This window comes from Pseudonocardia sp. T1-2H (assembly GCF_038039215.1).
GTDB lineage: Bacteria > Actinomycetota > Actinomycetes > Mycobacteriales > Pseudonocardiaceae > Pseudonocardia.
Map to the genome: position 1 here is coordinate 1,166,037 of NZ_JBBPCL010000001.1, position 16,283 is coordinate 1,182,319.

Below are 16,283 nucleotides of genomic sequence, written 5' to 3' on the forward strand. Positions count from 1 at the left end.
ATCGGGCCCGCGCGATCATCGGGCCGTGATCACCGGGCCCGGGCGATCAGCGGGTCTGGCTGAACCCCGGCCCCGCCGTCAGGCCGGGGCCGCCGAGCGGGACGAGCTCGATGAACTCCGGCGGCCCGGCGAGGAGCGGCAGCACCGAACCGAGCCCCGCCTCGCCGAGGTCCCGGTTCAGCGCGGCCTCGGACGACTCCTCGTCCGCCCACACCTCGGTGACCCACACGGCGTCCTCGTCGTCCGGCGTCCGGTTCACGATGTAGAGCTCGCAGCCGGGGGCGCTGCGCATGCCCTCGGCGACCTTGAGCAGGTTCGTCGCGAGCTCGTCACCGGATCCGGGGACGGCGACCATCCGGACGTACCTGCCGACCCGTGCGTTCTCGCTGGAAGTCACGGTCGGCAACGGTAGTGGGCCCCGGTGCGTCAGGGCGCCTCCAGGGTCACCACCCCCGGGTCGACGTCGATGCGCAGGGCGCGGCGTGCGGAGTCGAAGGCGGGCCAGCCAGGATCGCCGGTCCGCGCGAACGCCACCCAGGCGTCGCGCATCAGGTCCGACACCGCCTGCGGGGCGGGCGGCTCGCCGAGCAGCCCGGTCGGTCCGGTCGCCGAGCCGAGCGTGCCGAAGACGAACGGCAGCTCGAGGCCGTGGCAGGCGCCGAGCCGGCCGCCGAACGCGGGGGAGCGCCAGGCGAAGTCGTAGACGTGGGTACGTCCGGTGTGGGCGTCGGCCAGCCGTCGCACAGGCCCGCGGAAGACGAGCTCCGTCATCACCGCCGCGAACACCTGCCCAGCGTGCGCGCCCGGCTCGTCGAGACCCGCCGAGGCGAGCAGTGCGACCGAGTCCGGCCGGACCATCGCCAGCGCCGTGCGCACCTGGTCCGCGGTCATCGCGTCGATCGCGCCGGTGGGGACGAGGTAGAGGTTCATCTCCTCGGCGTTGGCGCCGACGAGCAGGTCGACGTCGGCGGCCGAGCCGGCCGCCAGCGCGTCGAGCGGGTGCTCGGGCAGGACGTCGTCCCCGAGGACCGGCAGGAACGCCCCGAGGCCCAGCCCGGGGTCGGTGCCGTCGGGCTCGCGCAGGTCACCGCGCTCGAGCGGGTCCGCGAGCATCTCCTGGACGGCGAGCGCGTCGGCGACCGAACGGCCGCGCACCCCGTCGGCGGAGAACTCGACGCCCAGCGCGTCGGTCACGACCCGCGCGTACCGGGCCGACGGCTCGGCGGAGCGGACCATCTCGGCGCCGCCGCTCTGCACGATCGCGCGCCGGAACAGCCCTCGGGCGAGCGGCGAGCCGAGCAGGGAGCCGATGCTCATCGCGCCCGCGGACTCGCCGAACACGGTGACGAGGTCCGGGTCCCCGCCGAACGCCGCGACGTTGTCGCGGACCCACTCGAGCGCGGCGATCTGGTCCCGCAGGCCGATGTTCGTGGCGCCGCCGGGCAGCGGGAGGAACCCCTCGACGCCCAGCCGGTAGGTCACCGAGACCAGGACGACGCCCGCCCGGGCCAGCGCGGTCCCGTCGTAGGAGGGGGCGCCGGGCTCGCCCGCGACGAACGCGCCGCCGTGGACGAAGACCATCACAGGCAGGCCGCTCGCCGACGGGTCGGGCGTCCAGACGTCGACGGTCAGGTAGTCCGAGCCCTCCCGCCAGCCGGTCCCGATGATCGGGGTGAGGTCCAGGCCGGGGAAGGCGCGGGTGTTCTGCGGGGCGTTCGGGCCGGGCTTCGTGGTGTCCCGCACGCCCTCCCAGGCCGAGGCGGGAACGGGCGCCGCGAACCGCAGCGCGCCCTGCGGCGGCGCGGCGAACGGTATGCCGAGGAACCGGCTCACCCCGTCCGCGGTCGTGCCCTCGACTCTTCCGGCGGCGGTCTCGACGATGGGGTTCTCACTCACCCCTGTAGGTCTACCGGTCAGGTGAGCGGGATGACCAGGATCCGGTCGTCGTCCGCGCCCGGTTGGCCCCGGCCGTCCCGATTGCTGGTGGTGACCCAGAGGGCGCTGCCGTCGGGCGTCGCGGTGACCCCGCGGAGCCGCCCGTACTCGCCCTGCAGCAGCGGCTGGGGCGTCCCGACCCCGCCGTTCTCCCCGAGCGGGACCCGCCAGAGCCGCGCGCCGCGCAGCGCGCCGACCCACAGCGAGCCGCCCGCATAGGCCATGCCGCTGGGGGAGGCCTCGGCCGGGGTCCAGGTCAGCAGCGGGTCGGTCAGGCCCTGCCGGTTGCCGACGCCCTCGACGAGCGGCCAGCCGTAGTCCGCGCCGGCGGTGATCGCGTTGATCTCGTCGTAGGTGTTCTGGCCGAACTCCGTGGCGTAGAGCTGACCGGCGGGGTCCCAGGCGAGGCCCTGGACGTTGCGGTGGCCGTAGCTATAGACGGCGGTTCCGAACGGGTTGCCCGGGGCCGGGGCGCCGTCGGGGGTGACGCGCAGGATCTTGCCGCCCAGGTCGTTCTTGTCCTGCGCCGGGGCGCCCCGGCCGGCCTCGCCCGTCCCGACGTAGAGGAACCCGTCGGGGCCGAACGCGAGCCCGCCGCCGTTGTGGATCGTGCCCTTCGGGATCCCGGAGACGACGACCCGCTGCGTGGTGCCGTCGACCGTCCCGTCGGGAGCGGCGGTGAGCCGGACGACGCGGTTGTCGGCCGCGCCGGTGTAGTAGACGTAGACGGCCCGGTCCGTCGCATACCCGGGCGAGATGGCGATCCCCAGCAGCCCGCCCTCGCCCGCCGGCAGCACCCCGGCGACCGTGCCGACCGGCCTGGCCGTGCCGTCGGGCGTGACCCGGAGCAGTCGCGCCGAGTTCCGCTCGGTGACCAGTGCGGCGCCGTCGGGCAGGAACGCGAGCGACCACGGCACCGTCAGCCCGCCGACGAGGGTGCGCGCCTCGCCGGCGGTCCGCTGCACCGCCACGGTCGGCGCGGGGGAGGCGACCCCGGCCGCCGGCGCCGATGCCGCGGTGGCCGAGCACGCGACGGCACCGGCCAGCACGGCGGAGGCGATCACGGCGACGGTGGACCTGGTGAGAGAGCGCACACCCGCAACGGTATCGACGTCCGGTCTGCTGGGCGTCAAACGAACTTTCCGGACAGACGGACGGCGGCAGGGGCAGCACCCCCGGTGGGGTAGGGGAGACCCCGTGTCCGGCGGCCGAAACGTCGGGCAGGCTGTGCGCCATGACGGTCGATGCCCTCCTCCAGGCGATCCCGCCGCTCGCGGTCTACCTCATCGTCGGCGGCGTCATCGGGGTGGAGAGCCTCGGGATCCCGCTGCCGGGCGAGATCGTGTTGGTCAGCGCTGCGCTGCTGGCCTCGCATCACGAGCTCGCCGTGAACCCGATCGGCGTGGCCTCGGCCGCGATCATCGGTGCGGTGATCGGGGACTCGATCGGCTACAGCATCGGTCGCCGCTACGGGATGAACCTGTTCGCCTGGCTCGGCGAGAAGTTCCCGAAGCACTTCGGGCCCGCGCACGTCGCCCTCGCCGAGAAGCTCTTCGCGCGCTGGGGTGTGTGGGCGGTGTTCGTCGGCCGGTTCATCGCGCTGCTGCGGATCTTCGCCGGTCCCCTGGCCGGGGCGCTGAAGATGCCGTACCCCCGGTTCCTGGCCGCCAACATGATCGGCGGGATCTTCTGGGCGGGCGGCACCACGGCCGTCGTCTACTACCTGGGGCTCGCCGCCGAGAAGTGGCTGTCCCGCTTCTCCTGGGTCGGCCTGATCGTCGCGGTGATCGCCGGGCTGGTCGTCACGCTCGTCGTCCGGCGGCGCACGAACCGCATGATGGCCGAGCTGGAGACTCAGACCCCTGCCGAGGATCCGATCGACGGTTCGACGGCGCCGACCGCCGCTCCATGACCGTGCACGACCACCCGGCCCACGCGCGCGAGTTCGGGCGATCCGGCGCCGAGCGCGGTCAGCGTGGCCGCGATCAGCGGCGGGATCGGGCGCGCCGAGCCGTCGAGGATCTTCAGCGCAAGGGCTCGGCCGTCCGGTAGCGCCGCGGCGAACACGCCGTCCGCGCCGTTCTTGGCGATCAGTCCCGGCACCGCCTCCATGAACCGGGGGACCCCGCGGTTCGTGCCGCTGAGCCACCACGGGTTCGTCCGGATCGCCGCCGCGACCCGGCCCTCCGGCGTGTCCGGCGAGGCGACGGAGATCGCGGCGAACGCGCGGGCGAGTCCCGTCACCGTGCAGGAGAACAGCGGCGCACCGCACCCGTCGACGGCGACGTGCTCGACGACGTCCCCGGTCAACGCTTCGACGTGTGCGCGGATCGCCCGCTGCAGGGGATGGCCCGGGTCTCGGTAGGTGGCGGTGTCCCAGCCGTTGGCGACGCAGGTCGCGAGCATCGCCGCGTGCTTGCCCGAACAGTTCTGCGCGAGCGACGACGGCGAACTGCCGGCCGCGCGCCACGCCGCGGCGGCGTCCGGGTCCATGGGCAGGTCGGGCGTGTTCTGCAGGGCGTCCGGCCCGAGGCCGGCCCGCGACAGGATGCGGGAGGCCCCCTCGCGGTGGGCAGGCTCGCCGGAATGGCTCGCCGTCGCCAACGCGAGGAGCTCGCCGTCGAGGTCGAGCCCGGCGCGGAGCATCGCGGCCGACTGCACGGGCTTGAGGGAGGAGCGGGGGAAGAACGTGACCTCGGGAGCGCCCTCCCGGACGACGGCCGCGCCGCTCCCGTCCAGGCCGACCAGGTGTCCGAGGTGCACCGACTCCACGACACCGTTGCGGATCACCCGTGCCAGGGGCGCCGCGTGCTGCTCGATCGTCATGGGCGGCGACGGTAGCCGCCGGGACGTCACCGCCGCGTACGGGCGCGGTGGGATCTCCCTCTGGCGTCGAGGAGCATCGCGGGATCGGGTGCCGGCGGGCCGGCCCGTCAGTAGACGATGCCGCGGTCCCGGACCAGCTCCCACAGGTCGAGGGGGATCTCGGCCCAGGCGAAGACGTCGTCGACCGCGGCGAAGGGCACCCCGGCGGCCTCGCGGACCTCGACGATCCGCCGGGCGGTGGCGGGCTCCACGCCGCAGACGCTCGCGATCGCCGCGGCCGGCGCGCGATTGAGGTCGACGAGGCCGCCGTCGTCGTAGGTGTGGGGCAGGTCCGGGCGCCCGATCCGCAGCTCACGCGCGAGCAACCGGTCCGTCGCGGCGATCCGCCGGGACTCCTCCCGGCGGGCCCGCCCGGCGAGTGCGGCGGCGACGGCCGGGTCCTGGCCGGGGCCGGGTATCCCGAGGCGGACCGGGAACTGCGGCCCGGGCGGCCAGATCTCGCGGCGGAGGCGGCCGAGGTGCACCAGGGCGACGATCATGATGCCGACGAGCAGGACGACGGTCCCGCTGCCGCCGAGACCGGCCCAGCCCAGGGCGTACGCCGACGGGACGGCCGCGGTGTACGCCGCGGCCCGGACCACGGCCGCCCGGGTTCGCTGGCGTGCCGCCGCGTGGAGGAACGCGACCGGGGCGAGGGTGCCCCAGGACAGCAGCGCGAGGGCGATGTACCAGGCGCCGCCGGTGGGGGCGGGGGCCCGGCGGGGCAGGTGGGACGGCGCCGTGGTCATGGCACCACTGTCCCGGAAGACGGGGCTCCCCGGTATCGGGAGCGGTCCCCCGGGCCGATCAGCAGACGCTGCCGCGGTCGCGGATCCGGTCCCACCTCTCCACCGGCACGTCCGTCCAGGTGACATGCGGGGGCGCGAGGCCCGCAGTCACCCGATCAGGTGCCCTCTGTACCCTCCGACCGACGCGGAGAACGCGCTCCCCCACCGAGATGACGACGCCATCGGCCCTGGTCGAGGGCGGTTTCTCGCAGAACGTGGCAATTCGGACACCCGCCGTCTCCGCGGGCGTTCCGGGAAGGACCCTTCTTGTCCCAGCAGATCGAGAGCACGCCGCGCAAGGGCCTCGGCGCTCTCTCCGCCTGGACCGCACCCGTGCACCGGGACGGCCTCGCGCTCGTCCTCAGCTCAGGGCTCAGCTCGGCGATCGGGCTCCTGTACTGGATCCTGGTCGCCCGGCTGTTCACCCCGGAGGTCGCCGGCGTGAACTCGGCCGCGCTCGCGACGCTGAACATGCTGGGCGCGATCGCGCACCTGAACATGCAGAACGCGCTGCTGCGGTTCGTCCCCGTTGCGGGCACGGGCACCAAGCGCCTGGTCGCCGGCGCCTACGCCGCCGCGATCACCGCGTCGGCACTCACGGGGATCGTGTTCGCCCTGGGTGCGCCCGTGTGGGCGCCGGAGATGGTCGCGGTCGCCGGGCTGGGTGCGCTGGTCGTGTTCTTCGCGATCGGGACGCCACTCATGTCGATCTTCGACGTCCAGGACAACCTGCTCACCGGCCTCGGCCGCGCGATGGTGGTCCCGGTCGAGAACCTGGTCTTCGCGCTGCTGAAGATCGGCCTGCTGGTGCTGGCCGCCTCGGTCGCGATCCCCGGCGGGATCGCGCTGTCCTGGGTGATCGCGACGGCCGTCGCGGTGCTCGCGGTCAGCAGCTGGGTCTTCGTGAAGCTGGTGCCCCGGCACGCGGCCGTACCGACCGCGGTCGAGCCGATCACGATCAAGGGCATCGCCCGGTTCGCCGGCGCGGACTACACCGGCTCGATCTTCTGGCAGTGCGCGATCTACGGCATCCCGCTGCTGGCCCTGAGCCGGATCGGCGCCGGTTACGCCGCGACCTACCAGATCGTCTGGACCATGGCGATGGCCTTGTACCTCGTGGTCACGGGCATGACGCAGTCGATGGTCGCGCACGCCGCGAACGATCCGGCCGGAGCCCGGGCGGCCCGCCGCGCGACGAGCAAGCGGGCCCTGATGCTCACGGTCCCCGCGGTCGCGGTCCTCACCCTCGGCGCCCACCCGATCCTCTCGATCTTCGGCGGCTACTACGCCGAGACGGGCACCTGGGCGCTCGTCCTCTGCGCGCTGTCGGCCCTGCCGAACATCGTCACGGCATCGGCGCTGGCCATGGCCCGGGTACAGCGGCGGATGGCCGTGCTGATCGTCGTGCCGGCCACGATCTCGGTCATCGTGATCGCGGGCTCGTGGATCCTCATGCCGGCCTGGGGGCTGGTCGGGGTCGGTGCGTCGTGGCTGGTCGGGCAGAGCGTCGTCGCGGCCGTCCTGACGGTGACGGAGCGCAGGCACGAGCGGGAGCCCCTCCCCGCCGCCTGACCACGTCTCCTGCGGCAACCCCGGAGAACGGCTGGTCCCGTCCCCACCGCCCTGGCAGCATCGGCGCATGACTGCACCCCGGCGCGGCCGGATCGAAGCGGTGGCGGAGAAGGCGGCGGTCACCCCGCTGGAGCTCTTCTTCGACCTGGTGTTCGTGTTCGCCCTCACCCGGGTCACGGACTGGATGGCCGACGACCCGACCGTCGAGGCGGTGGTGCGCGGCGCCCTGATCCTCACCGTGATGTGGTGGACCTGGGTCGGGTACGCGTGGATCGGGAACGTCGCCAAGGCGGACGAGGGCGTCATCCGGGTCGGCATGTTCGTCGCGATGGCGGGCGTGTTCATCGGCGCGATCACGATCCCCGAGGCCTTCGACGACCTGCCCGGCGGCCTCTACGGCCCGGCGGTGTTCGCGGCGGCGTACTTCTTCGTGCGGACCGTGCACATCGTGCTGTTCTGGTTCGCCAGCCGGGACGACCCGATGCTGCGCAAACAGGTCCTCCGGTTCCTGCCGTCGATGCTGATCGGCACCGTGCTGCTGCTGGTGGCGGCGCAGACCTCGGGCTCGGTGCAGACCCTGCTCTGGCTCGCGGCGATCGTCGGGGACTACCTCGGCACGGTCCTGGCCGGCACGGACTGGCGGCTGCGCTCCGCGGCGCACTTCGCCGAGCGGCACGGGCTGATCGTGATCGTCGCGCTGGGCGAGTCGATCGTCTCGATCGGCATCGGCGTGGCCGCGCTGCCGGTCTCCTGGCCGATCATCGGGGCGTCCGCCCTGGGCCTGGCCGTCGCGGGGGCGTTGTGGTGGGCCTACTTCGACGTGACGTCGATCCTGACCGAGCACGCGCTGGCCGAGGCCCGGGGTGGGCGCCGGATCCGGCTCGCCCGCGGCGGGTACTCGTTCCTGCACCTGCCGATGGTCGTCGGCGTGATCATGATGTCGCTCGGGTTGAAGAAGGTGCTGCTCTACGTCGGCGGCGGCGAGGAGCACTCGCTGACCGACCCGATCTACGGTGTCCCGCTCGCCGCGCTCTACGGCGGGGCCGCGCTGTACCTGCTCGCCCACGTCGGGTTCAAGCGGTACGTGATCGGGACGCTGAACGTGGAACGGATCGTGGTCGCGGCGCTGCTGCTCGTCCTGATCCCCGTGGTGGCGCACCTGCCGGCGCTGGTGACGCTCCTGGTGCTCGCGGTGGTGCTGGTGGCGCTCGTCGCCTACGAGACGGTCCGGTTCGCCGAGCAGCGGGACCGCGTCCGGCACGCCGGCTAGAGCACCCTCCTAGGTCTCGTCCAGGTCCTGCGGCGTGACCTCGGGGGTGCGTTCCAGGTCCGCCGAGCCGGCCCAGGGGGCCGCGCCCAGTTCGGCGGGGCTGCGGACGCCGAGCTCGGCCAGGCGGGCGGTCTGCAGGCGCTGCCGCTCGCTCGGCCGCTCCGGCGCCTCGGTCCGGGCGATCGCCGGGTTCACCGCGGGCACCGAGCGCAACCGCTTCCGCAGCGGCGGTGCGCCCTCGCCGCGTTCGGGCAGGGGAACGGCCCGGCGCGTCGAGCGGGCGGCCGGGAGCATCACGCGTCCGGGGCGCACGGCTACCGGCGTCCGGGATCGGTCTGCGTCACGCCTCCAGCATGAGGCCGCGCGACGGTGATCGCCAGAGGCTCCTTGATCTCCACCCGGCCGGCCGGCGAAGCCGAGGGTGAGCACCCCCGTTCAGGCCTGCTGCTCGTCGGCGTCCCGGTGGTCGGCGGCGGAGCGCTCGGTGTGCGTGTCATCCGCGTTCGGGGTGATGCGGACGCGGGCGGCCCGCCGGCCGTCCATCTCCAGCACGGTGAACCGATGGCCGAGGGCGTCGATCTCGTCGCCGAGCCGCGGGGCGCGGCCGAGCCGGTCGACCACGAATCCGGCCAGGGTGTTGTAGTGGCCCTCCGGCAGCTCGATCCCGGTCGATTCCTTGACGTCGTCGCGGTGCAGCAGGCCGTCCATCTCGATGCTGCCGTCGGCCTGGCGCCGGGCGGGTCGGTCTCGGGGGTCGTACTCGTCCTCGATGTCGCCGACCAGTTCCTCGACGAGGTCCTCGAGGGTCACGATGCCGTCCGTGCCGCCGTACTCCTCGACGACGATCGCCAGGTGGCCGCGGCGGCGCATCCGGGACAGCGCCTGGATCAGGGGCAGGCTGCCGGGCAGTACGGGTGCTTCCCGGGCGAGCTCGGCCACCGTGGCGGGCGCCTGCCGGCCGTGGTCACGGCGATGCGCGGCGGTCAGCACGTCTCGGACGTGGGCCACCCCGAGGACGTCGTCGGACGAGCGCCCGCTGATCGGATACCGGGAGTGCGGCCGGTCCGAGACGTACTCCGCCGCCTCCTCGACGTCCATCGAACCGGGCAGGAAGTCGACCTCGGTCCGCGGGATCATCACCTCGCGCAGCACCCGGTCGGTCGCGGTGAAGACATCGGCCAGCACCCGGCGCTCCTCCGGCGTGAGCTCCTCGTGACTGCCGACCAGATCGCGCAGCTCCTCCTCGCTGACCTGGCCGGTTCTGGCGTCCGGATCGATTCCCGCCAGCCGGACCACCGCATTGGTCGACACGGTGAGCAGCCAGATCACCGGGCGGAAGAGCGTGGCGATCCGGTCCAGCACCGGCGCCACGAACAGTGCGACCGCCTCGGGACGCTGCATCGCCAGCCGCTTGGGCACCAGCTCGCCGAGCACCAGTGAGATGTAGGCCACGGCCAGCGTCACGACCACCAGCGCGAGCGTGCCGGCCGCCCCGACGGAGAGGCCCGCGTGCACCAGCACCCGCTGCAGCTCGATCGCGAGCGTCGCGCCGCCGTAGCTGGCGGCGAAGAACCCGGCGAAGGTGACACCGATCTGCACCGCCGACAGGAAGCGGCCGGGGTCCTCCCGTAGTCGAGCCACCGCCAGGCCCCGCTTGCTCCGCTCGGCGAGGCGGCGGACCTGCCCCTCGCGTAGCGAGACCAGGGCGATCTCCGATGCGGAGAAGTACCCGCCGACCACCACGAACAGCAACACGAGGAACGCGTTGAGGAACCAACCACTCATGCCCTGGGGCTTCCCCACGGACAGGGCCTGATTCATGCCGGCCCGGCGCAGTGAGCGAGCGGTGGACGCCGGGTGGCCGCACTCGCGAGGCGGGCGGCGGCAGGTTGATCGCGCCGCCGAAGAACCGAGGAAGTACAGCTGTGCTCTCCTCAGTCCGCGCCCGGCGAACGGGGAGAGGCGACCACATGCGTAACGGGAACGCCGGCGGCGGCAACCCTGATGCGACGGGGAAGGTCGGTGCGAAGCCACTTCGACAGGTGGCTCGGGAGCGTGCCGACGATGACCTCGTCATAGCCACCGCGCTTCCACTCGCGCTCGAACGCCGTCATCGGGTCCGGGTCGCCGATCATGCACGAGACCTCGATCCCGCCGGCTTGCAGGCGCTTCTGCGCCGCCCGCAGGCGCCGCCACGCAGACTCCGTGCCCCCGTGCGGGTCCTGGACCTCCCAGATCGCGGGCGCGAGCATGGTCACCGCGATCGGACCCTGGCCGTGGCGGGCGAGGACCTGCCGGAGCAGCTCACTGGAGTCTGCCGTCCGGTTGGCAAGAACGAGCACGCGCGTCGCCGCGTCCATGCCGCTGGACCTTACGCCGCTGAGCGCGTCGCGCCGACTCTCGCGCAGCACCGCCGCCACCACAGCATGCTCTCCAGACGGCCCTGATCGGACGATGGCGACAACGGGCGACCCGAGCTCGCCGTGGCAGGCAGGGGGAGCCCGGTGAGTCGAGTGCACGGACCCGGTTGCTCTCGATCGCCCGCCGAGCGGCCGCGGACGTCGTCCGGACGGCACGACGCCGACCCCGCACCTCGGCCACCGAAGAGTGGGACGACGCCGTCACGAACGATGCCGGTGAGCGACCCGGCCTGGTGCGGGGAGCCGCAGACGGCGAGATCGTGCTGCGGCCGCGACGCACCACTGGCCGAGTGTTTATTTGCGCAACTGTTCAGACTTGAAGATCGCCGGTGCGCCGTCGTATGTTCCTCCTGTCCATGAGGCGTCGACCGGGGGAGCGGATCGTGCACATTGCCGAGGGATACCTGCCGCCCCTGCATGCGGCGGCATGGACCGTGGCGGCGGCGCCGTTCGTGCTGCAGGGTGGCAGGGCGGTGGTACGCCAGGTCCGGGAGGACCCGGAATCCAAGCTGCTGCTCGGTGCGGCCGGGGCATTCAGCTTCGTGCTCTCAGCGCTGAAGATCCCGTCGGTCACCGGCTCCTGCTCTCACCCGACCGGTACCGGTCTGGGCGCTGTGCTGTTCCGACCACCCGTGATGGCCCTGCTCGGTACGATCGTTTTGTTCTTCCAAGCGGTGCTGCTGGCCCACGGCGGGCTGACCACGCTGGGCGCGAACGCGTTCTCGATGGCAATCGTCGGGCCCTGGGTCGCTTACGGGGCCTATCGGCTCACCCGCTCGCTCGGGGGCGGTCTCGGCTTCGGGATCTTCGTCGCCGCGTCGCTCGGCGACCTGTCGACGTACTGCGTGACCAGCGTCCAGCTGGCGTTGGCGTTCCCGGACCCCACGTCCGGGATCCTCGGCGCCATCGCGAAGTTCGGGTCGATCTTCGCGGTGACGCAGGTCCCGCTCGCGATCAGCGAGGGCCTGCTGACGGTGCTGGTGTTGAGGTTGCTCGTGCGGGTCAGCCCGGGCGAGCTCGAACGACTGGGCCTGCTCAGGCGTCCGGGGACGACGACGGAGGTGGGGACGTGAAGCGCTCGACCCTGGTCAACTGGCTGCTGGTGGCTGCGGTCCTGGTGATCGCAGCGGTACCGGTGCTCTTCGTCGGCGGCGAGTTCAGCGGCTCCGACGGACAGGCCGAGGCGGCGATCACGGCGTCGCATCCCGACTACGAGCCGTGGTTCTCCCCGCTCTACGAGCCGCCGTCCCGCGAGGTCGAATCGGGCCTGTTCGCGCTGCAGGCCGCCCTCGGGGCGGGCGTCGTCGGCTACTACTTCGGCGTCGCCCGGACAAGGCGACGCTCGTCCGGCGACCGGGAGGACGGCGGGTCGGCCGATCAGGCCCGGGACGACGTGGCCTGATGCTGCCACTGGATGCCGCGGCCTACGGCAACCGCTGGCGCTTCCGGCACCCTGGGGAGAAGGCGTTCCTCTCACTCGGGCTGCTGCTGCTCGCTGTCGTGCTGCCGCCGTGGCCGGGCGCCGCGGTGTGCGGTCCGGTCGCGCTAGTGCTGCTGCTCGGCCCGGCCGGTGTCGCCCCGCGGACAGCGTGGAAGGCGGTCCGCGTACCCCTCGGGTTCGTCCTCGTCGGGGCGGTGCCGCTGCTGGTCACCCTCGGCGGCGACCCGTGGCTGGCCTGGAACCCGGACGGGTTGCTGCCCGCGGCCGCGCTGACGGCCCGCGCGGTCGCCGCCCTGCTGTGCCTGTTGCTGTTCGCCGCGACGACACCGCTGGCCGACCTGTTGCCGCGGCTCACACGCCTGGGTGTGCCGCCCGCGATCACCGAGGTCGCGATGCTGATCTACCGGATGTTGTTCCTCCTGCTCGAGTCCGCCCGGGCCGTCCGCGAGGCGCAGGCGGGACGGCTCGGGTTCCGCACCTGGGGCACGAGCTACCGGTCGGTGACCGGTCAGGCCGGTTCGATCTTCGTCCGGGCGTTCGACCGGGCCCGCCGGCTCGAGCACGGGCTGGCCTCGCGCGGCTACGACGGCGACCTGCGCGTCCGGGTCGCCTCCCGGCCGGTGTCCCGGGAGTTCGTCGTCGCGACGGCCGTGCTGCTCGTGGCGGTCGTCGTGGTCACCCTTGGCCTGCGGAGTGTGCTGTGAGCGGGACGCCCCTGCTGGAGGGCCGCGCGCTCGCGTTCGCCTACGAGCGCGGCCGGCCGGTGCTCGACGGCGCGCAGATCACCGTGCACGCCGGCCGCCGCATCGCGGTGCTGGGACCCAACGGCGGCGGGAAGACGACCCTGTTCCGGCTGCTGGTCGGGCTCCTCGAGCCCACCTCGGGGCAGGTCCTGCTCGACGGGGAGCCGCTCGTGCGCAGCAGGCGCGGTCTGACCCGGTTGCGCAAGCAGGTCCAGCTCGTCCTGCAGGACCCGGACGACCAGCTCTTCGCCGCGGACGTCACCCAGGACGTGTCGTTCGGTCCGGTCAACATGGGCCTGCCCGCGGCCGATGTCGAAGCGCGCGTGGCGGCCGCGCTGGATGCCCTGGACATCACCGATCTCGCCGACCGGCCGACCCACCTGCTGTCGTTCGGGCAGCGCAAACGGGTGTCGGTCGCCGGCGCGATCGCGATGTGCCCGCGGCTGCTGGTCCTCGACGAGCCGACCGCCGGCCTCGACCCGGCCGGGGTCGAAGCGCTGATGGAGATCATTACGGGGCTGCACCGCGCGGGCACGACGATCGTCCTGTCGACCCACGACGTCGACCTGGCCTACCGGTGGGCCGACGAGGTGGCCGTCGTGGCCTCGGGCACGGTACGGAGCGCGGGCGTCGACGAGGCGTTGGGGGATCCCGAGCTGCTGCGGTCCGCGCGGCTCGGGCCGGCGTGGGCCCCCGGTGTGCACCGGCTGCTGCGCGAGCTCGGCTCCGAGGACCGGCCACGGACGGCGGCCGAGCTGTCCGCGGTGGTGGTCGAGCGTCTCGGGCGGGCCAGCCGCTGACGCACCACCCGCGGCCGGGCCGGCGTCGAATGCGGGCGCCGTCGGCGCCCGCCGAAATCGAGTGACGCCGTGGGGTCCGGTGACCTGGATGGGTCGGCGGACAGCGATCCGCGGAGTGGCGGCGCGCCGATTGCACGCCGCGCTCCACGAGGTCGAGATCCTGTGGCCCGGCAGGCCGCGGAGGTGTTGGTCGGCCAGCAGGTCGTGCCCGCGTCAGCCGGGCACGACGCGTCGGACGACGCTGTGCGAACGCGTAGCCGCCGCGCTGCTCGTGCCCGTCGGGTCCGACGGTGCACCAGTGAACGGTGTGTTCCCCGGTGGCGGGCGGTCGCGGGGCGACTCCGACGGTCAGCGCGCGCTCGCCGTGCGCCGTACGGCGTAGCGGAGGTGCAGCTCGCCGCGGGCGGGAAGCGAGTCGGCGTAGGTGCCGTCCAGGTTGCTCAGCTTCGCGAGGTTGTTCCGGTGGGGCCTCTGACGTCGTCCGCGATGCAAGAGATCTCAATTGGCGAAGGCATGCTCACGTTCGTTGACCCGGGGGCATTTCCGGTGATGCTTGACGCGGGAACACGGTCGTGATCAAGGCCCGGAGTAATGCAGCGAATGAGGTCACGAACGCGAGCCGCCGGTCGTTGAGTGTCGTTCGACCCGGACCTCGGCTCCTGGGCCAGCCAGGTGGCCAGCCAGCCCATCGGCACGGCACTGATCGGGTCCGCCATGACGAACCCGCCGCCTGGCGGTGGGTGACGGCCGGCCCGGTGCCGGACGGAGGACCGCAACGAAGAGGGTGAACGCCCCGCAGCAGGTCGACCGTGCGGTCACGCTGCCGGGAACGGTCCGCGCCGTCATGGGTCATCCGAACAGCACGACGGCCGCCCAGACCGATCCGGCGAGCGCCCCGGCGTAGCACAGCACGGTGATCGGCGCCCGCAGCCGCGGGAGCTGCAACCCCTCCGAGAGCGTGTAGCGGAACCGGTGCGCCCAGTGCAGCAGCGCCAGCACGCACAACCCGAACAGCACGATCCGGGTGAGCGGGTGGCCGAAGACCGCCGCCAGATGGGGGTACTCGGGCGGCGCCAGCAGCCCCAGGGGGAACACGACACCGAAGAGCAGCAGCAGCACCGGGACGAGCAGCGCGGACACCACCCCGCCAGCGCTGAACAGCAACCAGGCCACCGCCTCCGCGGACGAGCGCCGTGCCGTCATGGTCCGGCCCCCAACACGATCCACACGACAACCGCGGAGACCACCACCCACGCTGCGAAGTGGCCCGCCGCGATCATCGGGGAGGGCACCCGTCGCCCCCGCAGCCGGATCACCATTGCCTGTGGGGCGAGGTTGAACCAGGTGATCGCGTGCAGCACCACGAAGGCCAGCGCCACGACGTTCACCACGAGCAGCCATGGGCTGCTGCCCCACTCGAGGAACGCGTGGTAGGAGTCGCTGCCGCCGTGGACCGCCGCGACCAGCAGCAGGAGGTACACGACGAACCAGGCGACGAACAGGCTGGACAGCTCGCGCAACGCGAACAGCAGGTAGGAGGGGCGGCGCACCCACCAGAGCCGGGAGATCCGCGGCTGGTACGTCCGGGCCCGGGGCCGGGCCGGTCCGCTCGCCCGCTCACTCAGGGTCGAGGCCTCGCGCCGGTTCGGCGACCGGTCCGCCAGTTCACTCATCGCGACCCCCGGGGCAGCAGGAGGGATCGCAGCGTCCGCGTCGCCGCGGTCAGCTTGTACCGCTGGATCGCCCCGGCCGGGTCAACGCCCTTCGGGCACGCCGTGGTGCATTCCCCCACGTACGTGCAGGCCCAGACCCCTTCCGCGGTGGCGAGCACGTCCATCCGCCGGTGGGCGCCCTGGTCCCGAGAGTCGAGGTTGTACCGCTGGGCGAGCGCGAGCGCGGCCGGGCCGAGGAAGTCCGGTTCGAGGCCGTAGACCGGGCACGCGGCGTAGCAGAGCATGCAGTTGATGCACATGCTGTACTGCTTGTACTCGTCCATCTCGGCGGGCGTCTGCAGGAACTCGACGCCGTCGACCCCCTGCTCGTCGTCCCGCACCAGCCACGGCTGCACCGCGGGCAGCTTGCGCAGGAAGTCGTCGATGTCCACGACGAGATCACGGATGACCGGGAAGTTCGCCAGCGGCTCGACCCGCACCGGTCCCGGGGCGTAGTCGGTGAGGAACGTGCCACAGGTCAGCGCCGGGTCGCCGTTGACCGTCATGCCGCAGCTGCCGCAGATGCCCATCCGGCACGACCAGCGGAACGACAGCGTCCCGTCGAGCCGGTCCTTGATGTAGTTCAGCCCGTCGAGGACCGCCCACTCCTCGCGCATCGGGACCACGTACTCCTGGATCGTGGGCGCGGAGTCGGCGTCCGGCCGGTAGCGGGCGACCTGCATCGTGATGGTGCTGTCTGCTCGCTCCGGCAAGTTCCGCTCGGTGTCCGGCATGCC

Annotated in this window: 18 protein-coding genes; 7 read left to right on the forward strand and 11 right to left on the reverse strand. The window is 72.9% G+C overall.

All coding sequences use genetic code 11. From position 1 onward, the window contains the following. Nucleotides 1-46: 46 nt before the first annotated feature. The 3 genes from WBK50_RS05925 to WBK50_RS05935 are packed head-to-tail and all read right to left on the reverse strand — an operon-like array spanning nt 47 to nt 3,029. Nucleotides 47-397: a putative quinol monooxygenase gene (locus tag WBK50_RS05925; protein WP_341334613.1), complete on the reverse strand. Its 351-nt coding sequence runs from the start codon at nt 395-397 to the stop codon at nt 47-49. A 29-nt stretch (nt 398-426) separates the two neighbouring features. After that, nucleotides 427-1,896 (reverse strand): carboxylesterase/lipase family protein, encoded by a 1,470-nt coding sequence (locus tag WBK50_RS05930; protein ID WP_341334614.1) that lies wholly within the window; start codon nt 1,894-1,896, stop codon nt 427-429. 17 nt (nt 1,897-1,913) lie between these two features. Further along, nucleotides 1,914-3,029, reverse strand: coding sequence for a PQQ-dependent sugar dehydrogenase (locus tag WBK50_RS05935; protein WP_341334615.1), 1,116 nt, complete (start codon nt 3,027-3,029; stop codon nt 1,914-1,916). A gap of 140 nt (nt 3,030-3,169) precedes the next feature. Between WBK50_RS05935 and WBK50_RS05940 the strand changes: the two genes are divergently transcribed. After that, nucleotides 3,170-3,847, forward strand: a complete 678-nt coding sequence (locus tag WBK50_RS05940; protein ID WP_341334616.1) for a DedA family protein — start codon at nt 3,170-3,172, stop codon at nt 3,845-3,847. Here the strand turns inward: WBK50_RS05940 and WBK50_RS05945 are convergent. Beyond that, nucleotides 3,790-4,761, reverse strand: coding sequence for an asparaginase (locus tag WBK50_RS05945; protein ID WP_341334617.1), 972 nt, complete (start codon nt 4,759-4,761; stop codon nt 3,790-3,792). The genes WBK50_RS05940 and WBK50_RS05945 overlap by 58 nt on opposite strands. 107 nt (nt 4,762-4,868) lie before the next feature. Further along, nucleotides 4,869-5,549 (reverse strand): ComEA family DNA-binding protein, encoded by a 681-nt coding sequence (locus WBK50_RS05950; RefSeq protein ID WP_341334618.1) that lies wholly within the window; start codon nt 5,547-5,549, stop codon nt 4,869-4,871. Nucleotides 5,550-5,855: 306 nt separating this feature from the next. On the opposite strand from WBK50_RS05950, the gene WBK50_RS05955 reads away from it, so the two are divergent. Continuing rightward, nucleotides 5,856-7,160, forward strand: a complete 1,305-nt coding sequence (locus WBK50_RS05955; RefSeq protein WP_341334619.1) for a lipopolysaccharide biosynthesis protein — start codon at nt 5,856-5,858, stop codon at nt 7,158-7,160. Nucleotides 7,161-7,227: 67 nt separating this feature from the next. Then, a complete protein-coding gene (locus WBK50_RS05960) occupies nt 7,228-8,430 on the forward strand; it encodes a low temperature requirement protein A (RefSeq protein WP_341334620.1) in 1,203 nt (400 codons plus the stop codon). A gap of 9 nt (nt 8,431-8,439) precedes the next feature. Here WBK50_RS05960 and WBK50_RS05965 read toward each other — a convergent pair whose 3' ends face one another. From WBK50_RS05965 to WBK50_RS05975, 3 genes are all read right to left on the reverse strand, one after another. After that, entirely contained in the window at nt 8,440-8,742 is a 303-nt protein-coding gene (locus WBK50_RS05965; RefSeq protein ID WP_341334621.1) for a hypothetical protein, read from the reverse strand. Nucleotides 8,743-8,865: 123 nt separating this feature from the next. Next, entirely contained in the window at nt 8,866-10,215 is a 1,350-nt protein-coding gene (locus tag WBK50_RS05970; protein ID WP_341334622.1) for a hemolysin family protein, read from the reverse strand. Between the two features lie 149 nt (nt 10,216-10,364). Next, nucleotides 10,365-10,850, reverse strand: coding sequence for a hypothetical protein (locus tag WBK50_RS05975; protein ID WP_341334623.1), 486 nt, complete (start codon nt 10,848-10,850; stop codon nt 10,365-10,367). Nucleotides 10,851-11,233: 383 nt separating this feature from the next. Here WBK50_RS05975 and WBK50_RS05980 point away from each other — a divergent pair, with 383 nt between their 5' ends. Genes WBK50_RS05980 through WBK50_RS05995 form a run of 4 tightly spaced genes read left to right on the forward strand, consistent with a single transcriptional unit; the run spans nt 11,234 to nt 13,834 of the window. Beyond that, a complete protein-coding gene (locus WBK50_RS05980; protein ID WP_341334624.1) occupies nt 11,234-11,923 on the forward strand; it encodes an energy-coupling factor ABC transporter permease in 690 nt (229 codons plus the stop codon). Further along, nucleotides 11,920-12,252: an energy-coupling factor ABC transporter substrate-binding protein gene (locus tag WBK50_RS05985; protein ID WP_341334625.1), complete on the forward strand. Its 333-nt coding sequence runs from the start codon at nt 11,920-11,922 to the stop codon at nt 12,250-12,252. The genes WBK50_RS05980 and WBK50_RS05985 overlap by 4 nt, the downstream gene beginning before the upstream one ends. After that, nucleotides 12,252-12,995 (forward strand): cobalt ECF transporter T component CbiQ, encoded by a 744-nt coding sequence (gene cbiQ / locus WBK50_RS05990; protein ID WP_341334626.1) that lies wholly within the window; start codon nt 12,252-12,254, stop codon nt 12,993-12,995. The genes WBK50_RS05985 and cbiQ overlap by 1 nt, the downstream gene beginning before the upstream one ends. After that, complete coding sequence (locus WBK50_RS05995) at nt 12,992-13,834, forward strand: energy-coupling factor ABC transporter ATP-binding protein (RefSeq protein ID WP_341334627.1); 843 nt, start codon at nt 12,992-12,994, stop codon at nt 13,832-13,834. Before cbiQ ends, WBK50_RS05995 begins: the two co-directional genes overlap by 4 nt. An 849-nt stretch (nt 13,835-14,683) precedes the next feature. Here WBK50_RS05995 and WBK50_RS06000 read toward each other — a convergent pair. From WBK50_RS06000 to WBK50_RS06010, 3 genes are read right to left on the reverse strand one after another with little or no spacing between them, the layout of a single operon-like run. Continuing rightward, a complete protein-coding gene (locus WBK50_RS06000; RefSeq protein WP_341334628.1) occupies nt 14,684-15,037 on the reverse strand; it encodes a fumarate reductase subunit D in 354 nt (117 codons plus the stop codon). Then, entirely contained in the window at nt 15,034-15,507 is a 474-nt protein-coding gene (locus WBK50_RS06005; RefSeq protein WP_341334629.1) for a hypothetical protein, read from the reverse strand. Before WBK50_RS06005 ends, WBK50_RS06000 begins: the two co-directional genes overlap by 4 nt. Then, nucleotides 15,504-16,280, reverse strand: coding sequence for a succinate dehydrogenase/fumarate reductase iron-sulfur subunit (locus WBK50_RS06010; RefSeq protein ID WP_341334630.1), 777 nt, complete (start codon nt 16,278-16,280; stop codon nt 15,504-15,506). The genes WBK50_RS06005 and WBK50_RS06010 overlap by 4 nt, the downstream gene beginning before the upstream one ends. Nucleotides 16,281-16,283: the final 3 nt, after the last annotated feature.